General features: G+C 69.1%; 12 protein-coding genes and 1 pseudogene. 5 read left to right on the top strand and 8 right to left on the bottom strand.

Features of this window, described 5'->3' with window-relative positions:
- Positions 1–12: 12 nt before the first annotated feature.
- Both Q9R39_RS05140 and Q9R39_RS05135 read right to left on the bottom strand, forming a co-directional pair.
- Positions 13–1513: pseudogene (locus Q9R39_RS05140) on the bottom strand (MFS transporter).
- 113 nt (positions 1514–1626) lie between these two features.
- Entirely contained in the window at positions 1627–2412 is a 786-nt protein-coding gene (locus Q9R39_RS05135; RefSeq protein WP_311277167.1) for an SGNH/GDSL hydrolase family protein, read from the bottom strand.
- A gap of 524 nt (positions 2413–2936) precedes the next feature.
- On the opposite strand from Q9R39_RS05135, the gene Q9R39_RS05130 reads away from it, so the two are divergent.
- A complete protein-coding gene (locus tag Q9R39_RS05130) occupies positions 2937–6326 on the top strand; it encodes a pyruvate carboxylase (protein ID WP_137809911.1) in 3390 nt (1129 codons plus the stop codon).
- A gap of 37 nt (positions 6327–6363) precedes the next feature.
- On the opposite strand, the gene uraH is transcribed toward Q9R39_RS05130, so the two are convergent.
- Together uraH and uraD are read right to left on the bottom strand one after the other, a co-directional pair.
- The gene (gene uraH / locus Q9R39_RS05125) at positions 6364–6690 is read right to left on the bottom strand and encodes a hydroxyisourate hydrolase (RefSeq protein WP_055475092.1); all 327 of its coding nucleotides are present in this window, start codon (positions 6688–6690) and stop codon (positions 6364–6366) included.
- A complete protein-coding gene (uraD, locus tag Q9R39_RS05120) occupies positions 6687–7190 on the bottom strand; it encodes a 2-oxo-4-hydroxy-4-carboxy-5-ureidoimidazoline decarboxylase (RefSeq protein WP_247451852.1) in 504 nt (167 codons plus the stop codon). Before uraD ends, uraH begins: the two co-directional genes overlap by 4 nt.
- Positions 7191–7241: 51 nt before the next feature.
- On the opposite strand from uraD, the gene Q9R39_RS05115 reads away from it, so the two are divergent.
- Together Q9R39_RS05115 and Q9R39_RS05110 are read left to right on the top strand one after the other, a co-directional pair.
- Positions 7242–7826, top strand: a complete 585-nt coding sequence (locus tag Q9R39_RS05115) for an NTP transferase domain-containing protein (protein WP_078112047.1) — start codon at positions 7242–7244, stop codon at positions 7824–7826.
- A 129-nt stretch (positions 7827–7955) separates the two neighbouring features.
- Complete coding sequence (locus Q9R39_RS05110; protein WP_078112046.1) at positions 7956–8726, top strand: hypothetical protein; 771 nt, start codon at positions 7956–7958, stop codon at positions 8724–8726.
- A 22-nt stretch (positions 8727–8748) separates the two neighbouring features.
- Here the strand turns inward: Q9R39_RS05110 and Q9R39_RS05105 are convergent, their stop codons facing one another.
- From Q9R39_RS05105 to Q9R39_RS05095, 3 genes are read right to left on the bottom strand one after another with little or no spacing between them, the layout of a single operon-like run.
- A complete protein-coding gene (locus Q9R39_RS05105; protein ID WP_311277166.1) occupies positions 8749–10851 on the bottom strand; it encodes a xanthine dehydrogenase family protein molybdopterin-binding subunit in 2103 nt (700 codons plus the stop codon).
- Complete coding sequence (locus Q9R39_RS05100; RefSeq protein ID WP_311277165.1) at positions 10848–11831, bottom strand: xanthine dehydrogenase family protein subunit M; 984 nt, start codon at positions 11829–11831, stop codon at positions 10848–10850. Before Q9R39_RS05100 ends, Q9R39_RS05105 begins: the two co-directional genes overlap by 4 nt.
- Positions 11828–12349 (bottom strand): 2Fe-2S iron-sulfur cluster-binding protein, encoded by a 522-nt coding sequence (locus Q9R39_RS05095; protein WP_055475121.1) that lies wholly within the window; start codon positions 12347–12349, stop codon positions 11828–11830. The genes Q9R39_RS05100 and Q9R39_RS05095 overlap by 4 nt, the downstream gene beginning before the upstream one ends.
- A 75-nt stretch (positions 12350–12424) precedes the next feature.
- Here Q9R39_RS05095 and Q9R39_RS05090 point away from each other — a divergent pair, with 75 nt between their 5' ends.
- Entirely contained in the window at positions 12425–13735 is a 1311-nt protein-coding gene (locus Q9R39_RS05090) for an NAD(P)/FAD-dependent oxidoreductase (RefSeq protein ID WP_055475086.1), read from the top strand.
- Positions 13736–13915: 180 nt separating this feature from the next.
- Positions 13916–15043 (top strand): nitronate monooxygenase, encoded by a 1128-nt coding sequence (locus tag Q9R39_RS05085; RefSeq protein WP_055475085.1) that lies wholly within the window; start codon positions 13916–13918, stop codon positions 15041–15043.
- 49 nt (positions 15044–15092) lie between these two features.
- On the opposite strand, the gene Q9R39_RS05080 is transcribed toward Q9R39_RS05085, so the two are convergent.
- Positions 15093–16619, bottom strand: coding sequence for a PAS domain S-box protein (locus Q9R39_RS05080; RefSeq protein ID WP_311277196.1), 1527 nt, complete (start codon positions 16617–16619; stop codon positions 15093–15095).
- Between the last annotated feature and the right edge of the window lie 19 nt (positions 16620–16638).

The following is a 16638-nucleotide window of genomic DNA, read 5'->3' as shown; positions in this document are numbered from 1 at the left end:
GTGACCGGGTCGTCAGACCGGGGTCTCGGCGCTACGGCCGTGCGCGGGAATCGCGAAGGCGACCACGGCGGCGATCGCACTCATGACGAGGGCGATGGCCGACGCCCACAGGTAGCCCTCGGCGGTCGGCACCTCGATCGCGGTGCCGTCGGCGACGGGAACCGAGATCATCGACCACGTCAGCAGCATGCCGACCGCGGCGGCGGCCGTCGAGGTGCCGATGATCCGCATGAGGGCGTTGACGCCGTTGGACTCGCCGGTCTGCTCGACGCTGACCGATTGCATGATGAGCGAGCGCCGGCATCGCGGAGTAGGCGATGCCGAGGCCGGCGCCGATGCAGCAGGCGATGACCATCATGTGGATCCAGGTGAGGTCCCACGGGCCGGCGATGCCGACGATGAAGATCACGTAGCCGATGCCGATGATGACCGCGCCCAGGGCGAGGGAGATGCGGGCGCCGAAGACGGCGTTGATGCGACCGCTGATGTGTGAGAACACGAACATGACCAGACCGCTGGGCGCGAGGATGAGACTCGCGTGCACCATGTCGTACCCGAAGCCGTCCGGGCTGTTCGTCGGGGCCATCAGCAACTGGATCGGGATGAGTTGCATCGCGTAGAAGGCGAAACCGGTCGCGATCGAGGCCAGATTCGTCAGCAGCAGCGGGCGCTTGCCCAGGATGCGGAGATCGATCAACGGACTGTCGCGACGGAGTTCGACGAGGACCCACACGCCCAGCGACACGAGGAAGCCGGCGAACAGGCCGAGCGTCAGCGGAGCGGACCATCCCCACTCGGCGCCCTTGGACAACGGCAGCAGCAGACAGACGAGGAGCACCGTCAGACCGAGGGCGCCGAGCGCGTCGAACCGGCCGCCGGAGGGCTTGGCGGTGGAGCGGACCGTGAGGGCCACGCCGACACCGGCCAGCGTCGCGGCACCCGCACACGACCAGAACAGGGCGTGCCAGCTCACGTGTTGGGCGATGAGGGCGGCGACCGGGAGCCCGAGCGCGCCGCCGATGCCGAGTGAGGCGCTCATCGTTCCCACCGACGAGCCGAGGTGGCGGGGCGGGACGATGTCGCGCATGACGCTGATGCCGAGCGCGACGATGCCGAAACCCAGCCCCTGGAGACCGCGGCCGATGATGAACAGCGGGAGCGACGTCGCGACCGCGCAGGCCACGGAACCCGCTGCGACGAAGCCGAGACTGACCAGGATGGCGAGGCGTTTGCCGTACATGTCGCCGATCCGCCCGCCGATGGGGGTGGCGACCGCGCCGAGCAGCAGCGTGATCGTGATCGCCCACGTGGTGTCGGAGGCATCGGCGTGCAGCAGCGCGGGGAGCTGAGGGATGAGCGGCACGATGATCGTCTGCATCAACGCGACGACGATGCCGGCGAGGCAGAGCACGGCCACCGCGAGCCGCGGGTGGGGCTTCTCGGCGGTGGGATCGGGGGGCGGGAGGTCCGGAGTGCTGTCCGTCGTTCCGTCGGCGTCGGTGCGGCTGGTCACGCCGTCATCCCGCTGGTTCCGCTCATCGATTGTGCACACCTCCGAACGACCAGGATATCCGGCGGGTCGCGGGTGCAGACGTTCGCACCCGGCGGGAAGCCCCGGCGTCCGGGCTACGCGAGGTCGGCGAGGCCGACGGGACGGGGCCAGCGCGGGGTGAGTCCGTCGCCCGACGAGACGCCGCGGATGCGGCGCACCACCCAGGGGCCGAGAAAGGTGCGGGCCCACTCCGCGTTCTGTCGCCGCTGCTCCCGGCGGGTGGCGACCGTGGCGGCGGCCAGCGTCTCGGGCGTGATGTGGTGGTCGACGCCGAGCAGGTCGAGGACCCGGCCGGCCATCTGTGCGTGACCGAGCGGCGACATGTGCAGGCGATCGACGTCCCACATGCGGTAGTCGTCGTAACCGGCCATCCGCCAGAAGTCGCAGATCAGTGCACCGTGCTTCTCGGCGACCGCCCGGACGAGCTCGTTGTAGATGGCGACCCGTCCACGCAGCATCCGGAACACCGGAGCCCATCCGGTGTCGTAGGCGGTGAAGACGACGACGGTGGCGCCCGTCGCGGTCAGGTCGCGCAGGGCCGCGTCGTACCGCGCGACCATCGCGTCGAGGTCGAGGGACGGGCGCATGGGATCGTTGCCGCCGGCGTAGATGGTGACCAGGTCGGGCTCCAGGGCGATCGCCGGGCCGATCTGCTGGGCGAGCACCTCGTCGAGCAACCGGCCGCGGATGGCCAGGTTCGCATAGCCGAAGCCCGCCCCGCCCTCGGCGGACGCCGCGGCGGCGAGTTGTTCGGCGACACGGTCGGCCCACCCGCGTACCCCGTTGGGTCGGGTCGGGTCCGGATCGCCGACTCCCTCGGTGAACGAGTCGCCCAAGGCGACGTAACGGGTGAAGCCCACGGCAACGCCTTCCGGTCGGATCGGAGTTGTTCCGACGACGCTAATCCCGTGCGCCGTCGGCCGACAAAGCGAGCCCGTGACAGAGCGATCGGTCGGCATTCCGACGGAGCGATCGATCGGCATTCGCGAATTCCCGGCGCTGCGGATCTCTCATTGTCGAATCCTGCTGGAGAGTATTTCTCAACACTGCGGCAATGAGTGCCACGTACATTGCGCGGCAATTGTTTTCGATCACCTCTCCCGAGGCGTCACAGTGCCGCGCCGCCGCCTTTCCGACGCGGTGGACGGCGTCGGGGAGCACGGTTTCCGAGGGGGTCGAAGGCGGTGTGAGGGGGTGGCCGAACGGCCGGTCTCGGTGAGTAGGATCACGACGGGAACTGCCCGTGGAAACGGGTCGGCGTCGTCGGGACATTCGCGTCGATCCGTGCCCGCCGGGAGTTTGTTCGCGCGATCTCCACCGCGATTGTGCGAGTCGCTGAGCACGCGCCGGACCGGCGCAGGCGTGAGAGAAAGAGAACACCACGATGTTCGACAAGGTTCTGGTCGCCAACCGCGGCGAGATCGCCATCCGCGCATTCCGCGCCGCCTACGAACTGGGCGCGCGCACGGTCGCGATCTTCCCGTACGAGGATCGCAACTCGGTGCACCGGCTGAAGGCCGACGAGTCCTACCAGATCGGAGTGCCGGGACATCCGGTTCGGGCCTACCTGTCGGTCGACGAGGTCGTCGGCGCGGCGGTCCGGTGTGGCGCCGATGCTATCTACCCCGGTTACGGATTCCTGTCGGAGAACCAGGGTCTCGCCGCCGCGTGCGCGGAGGCGGGCATCACCTTCGTGGGCCCGAGCGCCGACATCCTGGAGATGACCGGCAACAAGGCGACCGCGGTGGCCGCGGCGAAGGCGGCGGGGATCCCCGTGCTCGCGAGCTCGGAGCCGTCGTCGGATCTCGACGAGTTGCTCGCCGCGGCGGAGGACATGCAGTTCCCGGTCTTCGTCAAGGCGGTCGCGGGTGGCGGCGGGCGGGGGATGCGCCGCGTCGACGAGCGTGCCGACCTCGCCGAGGCCATCGCGGCCGCGTCGCGCGAGGCCGAGGCCGCGTTCGGCGACGCGACGGTGTTCCTGGAGCAGGCCGTGGTCAACCCGCGGCACATCGAGGTGCAGATCCTCGCCGACACCTACGGCAACGTCATCCACCTCTACGAGCGCGACTGCAGCCTGCAGCGCCGCCACCAGAAGGTGATCGAGCTCGCGCCCGCACCGAACCTCTCCGACGAGTTGCGCGAGCAGATCTGCTCGGACGCAGTGGCTTTCGCGCGATCGATCGGCTACTCGTGCGCGGGCACGGTGGAGTTCCTGCTCGACGAACAGGGTCGCCACGTGTTCATCGAGATGAACCCGCGTATCCAGGTCGAGCACACGGTGACCGAGGAGATCACCGACGTCGACCTCGTCAGCGCGCAGTTGCGCATCGCATCGGGGGAGTCGCTGGCGGATCTCGGACTGACCCAGGACACGATCCGCATCCGCGGTGCCGCGCTGCAGTGCCGGATCACCACCGAGGACCCCGCCAACGGCTTCCGGCCCGATGTCGGGCGCATCACCGCCTACCGTAGCCCCGGCGGTGCCGGCGTCCGGCTCGACGGCGGTGCGAACCTCGGCGCCGAGGTGAGTGGCCACTTCGACTCGATGCTCGTCAAACTGACTTGTCGCGGACGGGATTTCCCGACCGCGGTGCGGCGTGCGCGCCGCGCCGTGGCCGAGTTCCGAATCCGTGGCGTCGCGACCAACATCCCGTTCCTGCAGGCGGTGCTCGACGATCCGGATTTCCGCGCCGGGCGCGTCACGACCTCGTTCATCGACGAGCGTCCCGGTCTGCTGACCTCGCGTTCGTCAGCCGACCGCGGTACCAAGATCCTGTCGTACCTGGCCGACGTCACCGTGAACAAGCCGCACGGTGAGCGGCCCACCACGGTGTACCCGCGCGACAAGCTGCCCACCGTCGAGCGGTCGGTGCTCGCCTCGCCGCCGAACGGCTCGCGGCAGCGTCTGCTGGAGCTCGGACCCGAGGGGTTCGCGCGCGACCTGCGCGAGAACCCGCGGCTGGGCATCACCGACACGACGTTCCGCGATGCGCACCAATCGCTGCTCGCGACTCGCGTGCGCACCAACGGGCTGCTCAACGTGGCGCCGTACGTGGCCGCGCTGACCCCCGAACTGCTGTCCGTCGAGTGCTGGGGCGGGGCGACCTACGATGTGGCGCTTCGCTTCCTGAAGGAAGACCCGTGGGATCGGCTGGCGCAGTTGCGGGAGGCGATCCCCAACATCTGTCTGCAGATGCTGTTGCGCGGCGCCAACACGGTCGGTTACACGCCGTATCCCACCAAGGTGACGACCGCGTTCGTGTCCGAGGCGACCGACGTCGGCATCGACATCTTCCGGATCTTCGACGCGCTCAACAACATCGACGCGATGCGGCCCGCGATCGACGCGGTCCGCGAGACCGGTACGGCGGTGGCCGAGGTGGCGATGAGCTACACCGGCGATCTGTCCGACCCGGGCGAGGACCTCTACACGCTCGACTACTACTTGCGGCTGGCCGAACAGATCGTGGAGGCGGGCGCGCACGTCCTGGCGATCAAGGACATGGCGGGTCTGCTGCGCGCTCCCGCGGCGACCACCCTGGTGTCGGCGCTGCGGCGTGAGTTCGATCTGCCGATCCACGTGCACACCCACGACACCCCGGGCGGACAGCTGGCGACCTACATGGCCGCGTGGCAGGCGGGGGCCGACGCGGTCGACGGCGCCAGTGCCGCGCTGGCGGGCACCACGAGCCAGCCGCCGCTGTCGGCGATCGTCGCCGCGACCGCCCACACCGAGCGGGACAGCGGCATCGACCTCGCGCGGGTGTGTGACCTCGAGCCGTACTGGGAGGCGCTGCGAAAGGTGTACTCGCCGTTCGAGTCCGGTCTCCCGGCGCCGACCGGGCGGGTCTACTCGCACGAGATCCCGGGCGGGCAGCTGTCGAACCTGCGGCAGCAGGCCATCTCCCTCGGGCTGGGCAACCGGTTCGAGGCCGTCGAGCAGGCGTACGCCGCCGCTGATTCGATGCTCGGCCGACTGGTCAAGGTGACCCCGTCGTCGAAGGTCGTCGGCGACCTCGCGCTCGCGCTGGTCGGCCGCGGCATCACCGCCTCGGACTTCGCGGCCGACCCGGCGTCCTACGACATCCCGGACTCGGTGATCGGCTTCCTGCGCGGCGAGCTGGGCGACCCCCCCGGTGGCTGGCCCGAACCGCTGCGCACCCTCGCGCTGCAGGGCCGCGCGCCGGCCCCCGAGGTCACCCCACTGTCCGCCGACGACGAGGCCATCCTCGACAAGCCGGGTCGTGACCGTCAGGTCCGGCTCAACCACCTGCTCTTCCCCGGTCCGGCAAAGGAATTCGAGGAGCACTACGAGGCCTACGGTGACACGTCGAGGCTCTCGGCCAACCAGTTCTTCTACGGACTGCGCTACGGCGAGGAACACCGCGTCGAACTCGAACCCGGTGTCGATCTGCTCATCGGGCTGGAGGCGGTCAGCGAACCGGACGAGCAGGGCATGCGGACCGTCATGTGCGTCCTGAACGGTCAGCTGCGCCCGATCGCGGTGCGCGACCACTCCGTCGACTCGGCTGTCGCGTCGGCGGAGAAGGCGGACCGCTCCAACCCGCACCACATCGGTGCCCCGTTCGCGGGCGTCGTGTCGCTGTCGGTCGACGTCGGCGACGAGGTCGCCGCCGGCGCGACGATCGGCACCATCGAGGCGATGAAGATGGAGGCGGCGATCACCGCCCCGGTCGCGGGCACCGTGACCCGACTCGCCATCGGACAGGTGACGCAGGTCGCGCCGGGGGATCTGTTGATCGAGATCCGCTGAGCAGATCGGCGGCGGGGCGCCTGGCCCCGCCGCCGGTTCAGCTACCCCGGTACGTCGAGTAGGCGAAGGGGCTCAACAGGATCGGTACGTGGTGATGTCGCCCGGGATCGTCGATCTCGAAACAGACGTCGATCTCGGGATAGAAACCCTTGATGTCGTTGTCGGCGAACCAGTTACCGGTGTCGAAGACGAGATGGTAGATCCCGGGGACGAGCGCCTCGGTGTTCACTGCGGTGATGCGACCGTCCGAATCAGTGCTGCCGCTGGACAATTCGGTCCCCGACGCATCCTGGAGGGACACCTCGAGGCCGACGGCGGGTGAACCCGACACCGCGTCGAGGACGTGCGTGGACAGACCGGTCATCTCGAAATCCCTTCGTCGGCGGCGTGCTCGGTCGACAGCATACGGAGCAGGCGGGCGCGGTTGATCTTCGCCAGTTCCGCACGCAGTACCCGGCGTTCGGTGGAGGCGTCGTTGGTCATCCGCGTCCGGAGGATGGCGAGCAGCTCGTCGGCGGGCCGCCCGTTCGCGAAGACCAGGTAGACGTGCCCGAACCGCGCCTCGTAGGCGACATTGGCGTCTCTCAGCTCGGCGAGCACCGAGGCCGACGAGCCCGCCACCCCGGACTGTTCGCGCGCCGACGAGGCGTTGTCGGGCCGGTCGCCGATCCGCGGATGCCCGGCGAGCGCCTCGTCGAGGTCGTCCTCGCTGATCTCGGCCAGTGCTCGATCGGCGGCATCGAGCACAGCGGGTACATCGCCGAAGGGCCGCGCGAGCATCATGCGCTCGACCCAGGCCGTCGATGCGCAACAGCTGCGCAGCGCTGCACGGGCTTCGTCGTCGTCCATCTCGTTGAGCCGCATGATGACCAGCCTAGGAGGCGTGGTCGCTGACGGCGCGTGGAAGATGGGGCGATGGACGACGTCACCGGGACAGCGCCCCCGGACGACCCCGCGGGACGGGTGCTCGGTGTGGTACTCGCCGCCGGAGCCGGGACCAGGTACGGGATGCCGAAGATCCTCGCGCACGACGGCCGGTGGCTCGAGCGGGCGGTCGCGGCGTTGCGCGACGGCGGTTGCTCCGAGGTGACGGTCGCCATGGGCGCCGCGGTCGTCGAACCACCGGCCGGTGCCGAGACGCTGATCGTCGAGGACTGGGCCGACGGCGTCGGCGCCACGGTGGCGGCGGCCCTGCGGTGGGCGATGGCACGACCGGACGCGGCGGGGCTGACGGTGCACGTGGTCGACACCCCGGCCACGGGCGCCGACGTCGTAGCCCGCGTCCTGGGCGCGGCATCGGGTGACCGCGCACTTCTCGCGCGAGCGGTCTTCGACGGCAGTCCGGGGCACCCGGTGTACATCGGTGCCGACCATTTCGGACCGGCTCTGCGTGTGGTCGATGGTGACGTGGGTGCTCAGGTGTATCTCCGGTCCCGGGCGGTGACCCGCGTCGAGTGCGGGGATCTGGCGCCCGGCGTGGACACCGACGAGCGGCCCTGACCGGGGATCAGCGTGCCCATTTCGAGACCTTCTCGTCGCCGTTCCGGTGCACGGTGATCCCACGTGGGACGACGTCCATGTCTAGGGTGCAGACATAGCCGGGTAACGGAGCGCTATTCGTCGAAGCGGGTGATCACCGTGGCGCACGATCGTCGTCGACGCCTCACCGCGATTCTCGCCGCGCTCGTCGTGGGAGCCGGCCTCGCGGCATGCGCCACCGGGCCCGACGGACCGGAGCGGACACCGCCGGCCCACGCCGCGCAGGACGCGCATCTGCCGCCCGGATTCGACACCACCTTCCGCTGGACCGCGACCGGTGTCCTCGATCCACAGTCCGCCGAGGGCACCTTCGTCCGAGCCTTCACCGAGTCCTTCGAACTCGCCAACGCCGGACGGTCGGCGCGGTGGGGCTACCCCGGTTTCGCCGACGCCGCGCCGTCGAACATCGACCAGATGGTGACGGCGTACCCCCCGATCCAGTCGACCTCGGGCCGCGAGGTCGGCACCGCCTTCTATCAGGGGTTGCGCCGCGTCGACGACAACGGCTGGGCGCGAATCGTGATGTGCCGTCACGGGTATCGGTCGGTGCAGCAGAACGGCGAGTGGACCGTCGGGTACGACACCCCGCGGCCGGTGGAGATCGACATCCGCCGCGTGGGAACCGATCCCGCGGCCGCACCACGCGGGGGCGAGCGGACCCCCGGCGCCGACGTGTTCGGCGGCTGGTACACCTCCCGCTACGACTTCGCGGCCCTGTATCCGACGCCGACCCCGGATCAGAAGGCGTGCGCCGCAATGACTCCGGACGGTATGCCGCATTGGCTGCCGATGGCCGACACCGAGCCGTGGCCGGCCCAGCAGCCGGTACCGGGGTGGTCGAGCTATCCGGGCGCGGCCTGACTCCGCACCGCTGGGGCAGCGACTACTGGTCGGGCAGTCCGCCGAGCAGATCGTCGAGGTGCGCCGGCAGGTTCCGGACCCGTACCCCGGTGGCGTTGTAGATCGCGTTGACCACCGCGGCGGCACTGCCGACGATCCCGATCTCGCCCGCACCGCGCGAACCCATCGGGGTGGCGTGCTCGTCGCGGTCGTCGAGGCAGATCGCGTCGACGTCGGCGATGTCGGCGTGCACGGGGATGTGGTACTCGGCGAGATCCCGCGTGACCACGTGTCCGAACCGGTGATCGCGGACGCTCTCCTCATGCAACGCCATCGAGATACCGAAGGTCATGCCGCCGATGAGTTGCGAACGGACGGTGCGCGGGTTGATGGCGCGGCCGATGGAGAACACCCCGAGCATGCGCGGGATGCGGATCTCCCCGGTGTCGATGTCGACGCCGACCTCGACGAAGTGCGCGCCGAACGAGGCCACGGTGAACTTCTCGAGATCGGGGTTGTCCGCCGCCTCCGCGCTGAGTTCGGCGTCCGGAGGCGGATCGTCGCCGAAACGTGCACGGAACTGATGCGCGGCGGTGACGATGGCCGATCCCCAGGACGAGGTGCCCGACGAACCGCCGGCGACGGTCGCGCTGGGCAGCGCGCTGTCGCCGATCTCGATGTCGACGACGTCGGTGGGTACGTCGAGCGCGTCGGCGGCGATGATCTTCAGGGTCGTCCACGCACCGGTGCCGATGTCGGTGGCGGCGATCCGGACCGTGTACCGGCCGTCGCGATGGGTGATCGACGCCGCGTTGCCCGGCTGCACCATGTGGGGATAGGTCGACGACGCGACCCCCAGGCCGACCAGCTGCCGACCGTTCCGGCGGGCCGCCGGCTCCGCCACACGCCGCTCCCAGCCGAATCGTCCGGCCCCCTCGCGGAGACAGTCGAGCAGCCGCCGCGACGACCACGGGTTGCCCGTCTCGGGGTCCTCGGGCGGTTCGTTGCGCACACGCAACTCGATCGGATCGAGGTCGAGGGCATGTGCGAGCTCGTCCATGGCGACCTCGCCGGCGAACATCCCCGGAGCCTCGCCGGGCGCACGCATCCAGAACGGGACCGGGACATCGAGGGGGACGACGTGGTGATCGGTCCGCCGATGGTCGGCCGAGTACATCGATCGTGAGGTGACCGCGGCCTGCTCGGCGAACTCCCCGGCGTGTGCGCTGTGGGTGAATGCCTCGTGCACCATCGCGGTGATGTGGCCGTCCCGATCGGCGGCCAGCCGCAGACGGGATCGGGTGGGCGCGCGGTGTCCGACGTAGACGAACATGTGCTGCCGGGTCACCGCGAACTTCACCGGACGACCGGGCAGGCGCATGGCCGCCATGGCCGCGAGCACGTCGTGCGAGTGCGGCGAGCCCTTCGACCCGAATCCACCGCCGACGTGCGGCGCCATCACCCTCATCTGCTCGGGTTCGAGACCCAGCACCGGCGCCAGCGAGGACACCACGCCCTGGGTCGACTGGGTCGAGTCGTAGAGCGTGAGGACAGCGGCATCCGCATCCCAGGTGGCCACCACGGTGTGCGGCTCCATCGGGTTGTTGTGCTCCTCCGGGGTGGAGTACCACTGGTCGACCGTGACCGTGTCCCCGCCGGTGGTACTGGCCGCTTCGTCCAGGATTCGATCGGGGTCGCCGTCCTGTGAGGTGGGCTCGAACCCGCCGTTGACCTGTTCGGGCCGGTAGCTGTCGGGGTGATCGACGCGGAACTCGGTGTCGTGGGCGTCCTCGTCGTAGGTGACGGTCACCGCCGAGGCGGCTTCGCGTGCCGTCTCGGGACTCTCCGCGACGACGGCGCCGATCAGCTGCCCGCGGTAGGCGATTTCGGGCGACTGCAGGATCGTGAGGTCGCCGCTGGAGGTGTCGGCCAGTTCCGGTGCATTCTCGGGTGTGAGTACGTACAGCACACCGGGCGTCGATTCGGCTGCGGCCGTGTCGAATCCGGTGATGCGTCCGCGCGCGATGGTCGCGGTGATCGGCCACAGGTACGCGGCCTCGGTGAGGTGCTCGTAGGCATACGGCGCGGTGCCGCGCACCTTGTCGGCGCCGTCGATGCGGGCGTGGGAGGTACCGATCGCGGTCATCGAGTGCTCAGCTCCCGCAGGGTGGCGATCAGGGTGCGGCGGGCGAGGGGCACCTTGAACTCGTTGCCCTCGAGTGCACGGGCCTCGCCGAGTTCGGCATCGGCTGCCGCGGCGAACAATTCGGTCGACGGTCGCTGACCACGCAGCACCTCTTCGGCCCGCGCGGCCCGCCAGGGCTTGTGCGCGACACCGCCGAACGCGATCCGCGTTTCGCCGATGGCGTCACCGTCCATGCTCACCTCGGCCCCGACGGACACGAGCGCGAAGGCGTACGACGCACGGTCGCGCACCTTGCGGTAGGTCGACGACGAGTCCGGCAGGGGCGGTGGCACGTCGATGGCCACGATGACATCGTGCGGCTCGAGCACCGTGTCGCGCTCGGGATGCTCACCCGGGAGCCGGTAGAAGTCACCGATGTCCACCACGCGCTCGCCGTCGGGGCCTTGCACGACGATGCGCGCGTCGAGGGCGGTGAGGGCCACCGCCATGTCGGAGGGGTGGGTCGCGACGCAGGTCTCGGATGCACCCAGGATGGCGTGATACCGCGTGTATCCGCCGACGGCCGAGCAGCCCGAGCCCGGCGTCCGCTTGTTGCACGGGGTCGTGACGTCCTGGAAGTAAACGCATCTGGTGCGCTGCAACAGGTTTCCCGCATTGGTCGCGAGGTTGCGCAACTGCGGCGAGGCGCCCGAGAGCAGGGCGCGGGCCAGGACGGGGTAGCGGCGCCGGACGAGGGGATGGGCGGCGGTGTCGGCGTTGCGGGCGGTGGCGCCGAGCCGGAGCGAGCCGTCGGGGCGTTCGGTGATGTCGTCGAGCGGCAGGCGGGAGATGTCGAGCAGCGCCGGCGGGTCGGCGACGCCCAGCTTCATGTGGTCGACCAGGTTGGTGCCGCCGGCGATCAGCTTCGCGCCGTCGTGATCCCGCAGGAAGTCCACGGCGGCGAGGACGTCGGTCGCACGCTCGTAGGTGAACGGGATCATCGATCGGCCGCCTGTCGGATCGCCGCGAGGATGTTCGGGTACGCCGCGCATCGGCAGAGGTTGCCGCTCATCCGTTCCCGGATCTCGTCGTCGGCCAGCGGACTCGCGTCGCCGCTCGACGACGGGTCGAGGTCCTCGGTGACGTGGCTGGGATACCCCTGTTTCGCCTCGTCGAGCATCCCGATCGCCGAGCACAGCTGGCCGGGTGTGCAGTAGCCGCACTGGAAGGCGTCCTCGTCGATGAACGCCTGCTGCATGTCGTGTAGCTCGTCACCGTCGCCCAGGCCCTCGGCGGTGACGATGTCGCTGCCCTCGTAGGAGACGGCGAAGGACAGGCAACTGACGATGCGCCTGCCGTCGACCAGCACGGTGCACGAACCGCACTGGCCGTGATCGCATCCCTTCTTGGGCGAGAAGATGCCCAGCCGGTCACGCAGACCGTCGAGCAGTGTTGTTCGCGTGTCCACGACGACGTCGTGTTCGGCACCGTTCACGGTCAAGGAGACTTTGGCTTCCACGTCGCGAGGCATACCCGTCCGTAGAGGCGGTAAACACCCGCCGAGAACCGCGAAATGTCTGGAACAATCGGTCGAATGGCCCCCTCGAGACCCAGAGTTGTTGTGATCGGTGCCGGATTCGCGGGTATGCACTGCGCCCGCAGGCTCAAGAACGAGCCGGTCGACGTCACCATCGTCGACCGCGGGACCAGCCATCTGTTCCAGCCGCTGCTGTACCAGTGCGCCACCGGTCTGTTGTCCGAGGGCGCGATCTCCAGCCCGGTTCGGCATCTGACCCGTCGGCACAAGAACCTCGACGTCGTCCTCGGCGAGGCGTCGGCCATCGACGTCGAGGGTCACGAGCTGACGGTCGACCGCATCGACGGGTCGTCGTTCCGTCTCGGCTACGACTACCTCGTGGTCGGCGCCGGCATGCGCACCGCCTACCGCGGCAACGAGACGTTCGCGGAGTTCGCGCCCGGGATGAAGACGCTCGATGACGCGCTGTCGATCCGCCGCAAGATCATGGCCGCGTTCGAGATGGCCGAGACGATCACCGACCCGGAGGAGCAGCGGTCGTGGCTCACCTTCGCGGTGGCGGGCGGCGGCCCGACCGGCGTCGAGCTCGCCGGACAGATCCGGGAGGTCGCGACCCTGGCGCTCGAGCGCGAGTTCGACGCGATCGATCCGGCGCAGGCGCGGGTGCTGCTGCTCCACGGCGGCGACCGCGTGCTGCCGTCGTTCTCGACGCGGCTCTCGGCCAGCGCCCAGCGCACGCTCGACAACCTCGGCGTCGAGACCCACCTCGGCGTGCACGTCACCGGGGTCGGAGAGGACCACGTCGAGACGACCCGCAAGGCCGACGGGACCAAGAACGTCTACCCGGCGCGCACGACGCTGTGGACGACGGGCGTCGAGGCCGTCCCCTTCGCCACCACACTCGCCCGGTCGCTGGGTGTCGAACAGGACCACGGCGGGCGGATACCGGTCGAGGACGATCTCTCGGTCCCGGGCCATCCCGACATCTTCGTCTGCGGCGACATGAGTTCCTACCGAGACCTGCCCGGGGTCGCCGAGGTGGCGATGCAGGGCGGCCGGCACGCCGGGGCGGTGATCGCGGAAACCGTTGCAGGGCAACAGGAAAGAAGTCCGTTCAGATACCGCGATCTGGGTACCGCGGCCTACATCGCCCGCCGCCACGCGATCGTCCAGTCCGGCCCGCTCCAGCTGTCGGGGTTCCTCGGCTGGGTGGCCTGGGGCGTCATCCACATCGCCTTCCTGGCGGGTGTCCGCAACCGGATGGGGACCGTCATGACGTGGGGCGCAACGCTGCTCACCGACACTCGGCGGGAGCGCGCCATCACCTACGGCAGCCCGGAGACGGCGAGGCAGCCCTACGGGCAGTGACCGGTTAGATTCGGCCCGCTCGCTTCGCTCCCGGCGCCGGGTCGATTCGGCCCGCTCGCTTCGCTCCCGGCGCCGGGACCCGAGTTCTCCCCGATTGCTTGTCCGTGACCGCCTCGCCTGGTATTGAGAGTAGAACACGTTCTAATTTTGGTTGTTCTTCCGACGGGCGAGGAGTCCTCCATGCACACCCCGATCTGCGACGAGCTCGGTATCGAGTTCCCGATCTTCGCGTTCACCCACTGCCGGGACGTGGTGGTCGCGGTGAGCAAGGCGGGCGGTTTCGGAGTGCTCGGCGCGGTTGGCTTCACCCCCGAGGAGCTCGAGATCGAGCTCAACTGGATCGACGAGCACATCGGCGACCGTCCCTACGGCGTCGACATCGTCATCCCGAACAAGTACGAGGGCATGGACTCGAACATGTCGGGCGAGGAACTCACCAAGATGTTGCAGTCGATGGTGCCGGCGGAGACCCTCGACTTCGGACGCAAGCTCCTGCGTGACCACGGCGTGCCGCTCAACGAGGACAGTGACAACTCCCTGCAGCTTCTCGGTTGGACCGAGGCCACTGCCACGCCGCAGGTCGAGATCGCGCTCCAGCACCCCAAGGTCACCCTGATCGCGAACGCCCTCGGGACGCCACCCGCCGACATGATCGAGAAGATCCAGTCCGCCGGCCGCAAGGTCGCCGCGCTGTGCGGATCGCCGAAGCAGGCCCGCAAGCACGCCGATGCGGGTGTCGACATCATCATCGCCCAGGGCGGCGAGGGCGGCGGTCACTGCGGCGAGGTCGGCTCCATCGTGCTCTGGCCGCAGGTCGTCAAAGAGGTTGCGCCGGTTCCGGTTCTGGCCGCCGGTGGCATCGGCAGCGGTGAGCAGATCGCGGCGGCGCTGGCCCTCGGGGCGCAGGGCGCGTGGACCGGATCGCAGTGGCTGATGGTCGAGGAGGCTGAGAACACCCCGGTCCAGCAGCAGACCTACATCGACGCCTCCAGCCGGGACACCGTACGGAGCCGATCGTTCACCGGCAAGCCGTGCCGCATGCTGCGCAACGACTGGACCGAGGCCTGGGAGGATCCGAAGAATCCCGATCCGCTGGGGATGCCGTTGCAGTACATGGTCTCCGGGATGGCGGTGGCCGCGACGCACAAGTACCCCGACGAGAGCATCGACGTCGCCTTCAACCCGGTCGGGCAGGTGGTCGGGCAGTTCCGCAAGGTCGAGAAGACCTCTGCGGTGATCGAGCGGTGGGTGACCGAGTACATCGACGCCACGAGCAGCCTGGACTCGTTCGCCAACGCGAACGCCTAGCCGGGGCTAATTCGCGCGGCCTCGTTTCCGTCCCGCTGATTGGATTCAATCAGCGGGACGGAAACGGCGACGCGGGAGCCGGGGAGTGGCCGGCGCCGTCCTCGGCGATCGTCGCGAGGGGGAGAGTCACCTGGACGGTGGTGCCCGACGGTTCGTTCGGCAGGTACCGGATCGTCCCGCCGTGGCGCTCGACGATGTGCTCGGAGATGATGAGCCCGATTCCGGAACCGTCCTGCTTGGACGAGAACGCGCCGGAGGCGAGGCGATCGGTGGGCGCGCCCGTCATGCCGCGTCCCTGGTCACGGATCCACACCGAGGCCAGTCCGTCGGACTCGCCGGTCTGGATCGTCAGTTCCTTCACCTCGGTTGTCGGACGGACGATCTCGTCGAGTGCGTTGACGCACAGGTTGATGATGACCTGTCCGATGAGCACGTTCTCGCCCTGGATCGGCAGGTCGCGGTCGGGGATCTCGGCGTACACGCGTACGCCCTGCTCGGCCGCGCGTAGTCGCACGAAGTACAGGCTCTCCTCGACGGTCTCGTTGAGATCCATGAGCGTCGAGGTGCTCTCGATGCGTCGTACGTAGCGGCGGACGGAGGCCACGATGTCGGCGGCGCGGTGGAGTTGCTTCTCGATCTGGTCGATGCCGTAGGCGAGGCTGCGGGCGTCGACGGTGTCGGCGGAGACGCGGGCCTTGAGCCCGCTCAGGTAGTTGGTCGACGCCGCGAGCGGTTGACCGAGCTCGTGGGCCAGGATCATCGCCATGTCACCCATCGCGTGGTAACGGCTCAGATATTGGAGGTTGGCCTCCTGGTAGGCGTTGCGGCGTTCCCATTCGACGCGGTCGGTCACGTCGCGCACGGTCAGGACCCGCGAGGAGATGCCGTCGTGGGCGACGATCTCGAGTTCGCCGGCCAGCCACACGGTGCTGCCGTCGTCCTTGATGATCTCCTGTTGGATCTCGACCGAGCCCGCTCCGTCCGTCAGCCGTTCGACGACGGGGTCACTGGTCAGCCGGGGCTCACACCGGCCGAGGTCTTCCAGATGGACGCCCGACAGCTCCGCGGGGGTGCGGCCGAACAGCTTGGCGGCCAGTGGGGAGATGTCGTCGATGCAGTTGTCGTCGTCGAGCACGACGATCCCGGCCGACGTGTGGGTCATGATGCGCTGCAACGACTCCGACACCCAGGTCAGTTCTTCCTGCAACTCGACCTCGTCGGAGATGTTGCGGAACTCGACCATCACGACCGGCCCGTCCTCGCAGCGCACCAGGGTCGCGCGGGCATCGGTGAGGAACTCGGTGCCGTCCTTGGCGCGGTACTTCCACTGTTTGCGGCTCGACCCGTGCACCACCGCGGACTGGAGCCATGCCACGCCGACCTCGCGACGGTACTGACGCTCCTGGGCGCTCATGTGGTGTGCCTTGAGGGGCTTGAGTTCCTCCAGGGTGAACCCGAAGATCCGGCACGCGGCCGGGTTGGCCCACAGGATGTTCTTCGAACTCGCCTCGTGGATGAGGATGCCGGTGCCGGTGTGCAGGATCATCTGCTCGAAGTCCCGACGGGCGGGGAACATCGCCATCACCTCACCTTCG

Origin of the sequence: Gordonia sp. AC31 (assembly GCF_031844505.1) — a bacterium.
Classification (GTDB): domain Bacteria; phylum Actinomycetota; class Actinomycetes; order Mycobacteriales; family Mycobacteriaceae; genus Gordonia; species Gordonia hongkongensis.
The sequence above is the reverse complement of the archived record's forward strand: the minus strand, read 5'-3'. Positions and strand labels throughout refer to the sequence as shown.

Coding starts and splice junctions, on each gene's coding strand:
- Q9R39_RS05130 (WP_137809911.1), top strand. CDS start 2,937: ATGTTCGACAAGGTTCTGGTCGCCAACCGCGGCGAGATCGCCATCCGC.
- uraH (WP_055475092.1), bottom strand. CDS start 6,690: ATGACCGGTCTGTCCACGCACGTCCTCGACGCGGTGTCGGGTTCACCC.
- uraD (WP_247451852.1), bottom strand. CDS start 7,190: ATGCGGCTCAACGAGATGGACGACGACGAAGCCCGTGCAGCGCTGCGC.
- Q9R39_RS05115 (WP_078112047.1), top strand. CDS start 7,242: ATGGACGACGTCACCGGGACAGCGCCCCCGGACGACCCCGCGGGACGG.
- Q9R39_RS05105 (WP_311277166.1), bottom strand. CDS start 10,851: ATGACCGCGATCGGTACCTCCCACGCCCGCATCGACGGCGCCGACAAG.
- Q9R39_RS05100 (WP_311277165.1), bottom strand. CDS start 11,831: ATGATCCCGTTCACCTACGAGCGTGCGACCGACGTCCTCGCCGCCGTG.
- Q9R39_RS05090 (WP_055475086.1), top strand. CDS start 12,425: ATGGCCCCCTCGAGACCCAGAGTTGTTGTGATCGGTGCCGGATTCGCG.
- Q9R39_RS05085 (WP_055475085.1), top strand. CDS start 13,916: ATGCACACCCCGATCTGCGACGAGCTCGGTATCGAGTTCCCGATCTTC.
- Q9R39_RS05080 (WP_311277196.1), bottom strand. CDS start 16,619: ATGTTCCCCGCCCGTCGGGACTTCGAGCAGATGATCCTGCACACCGGC.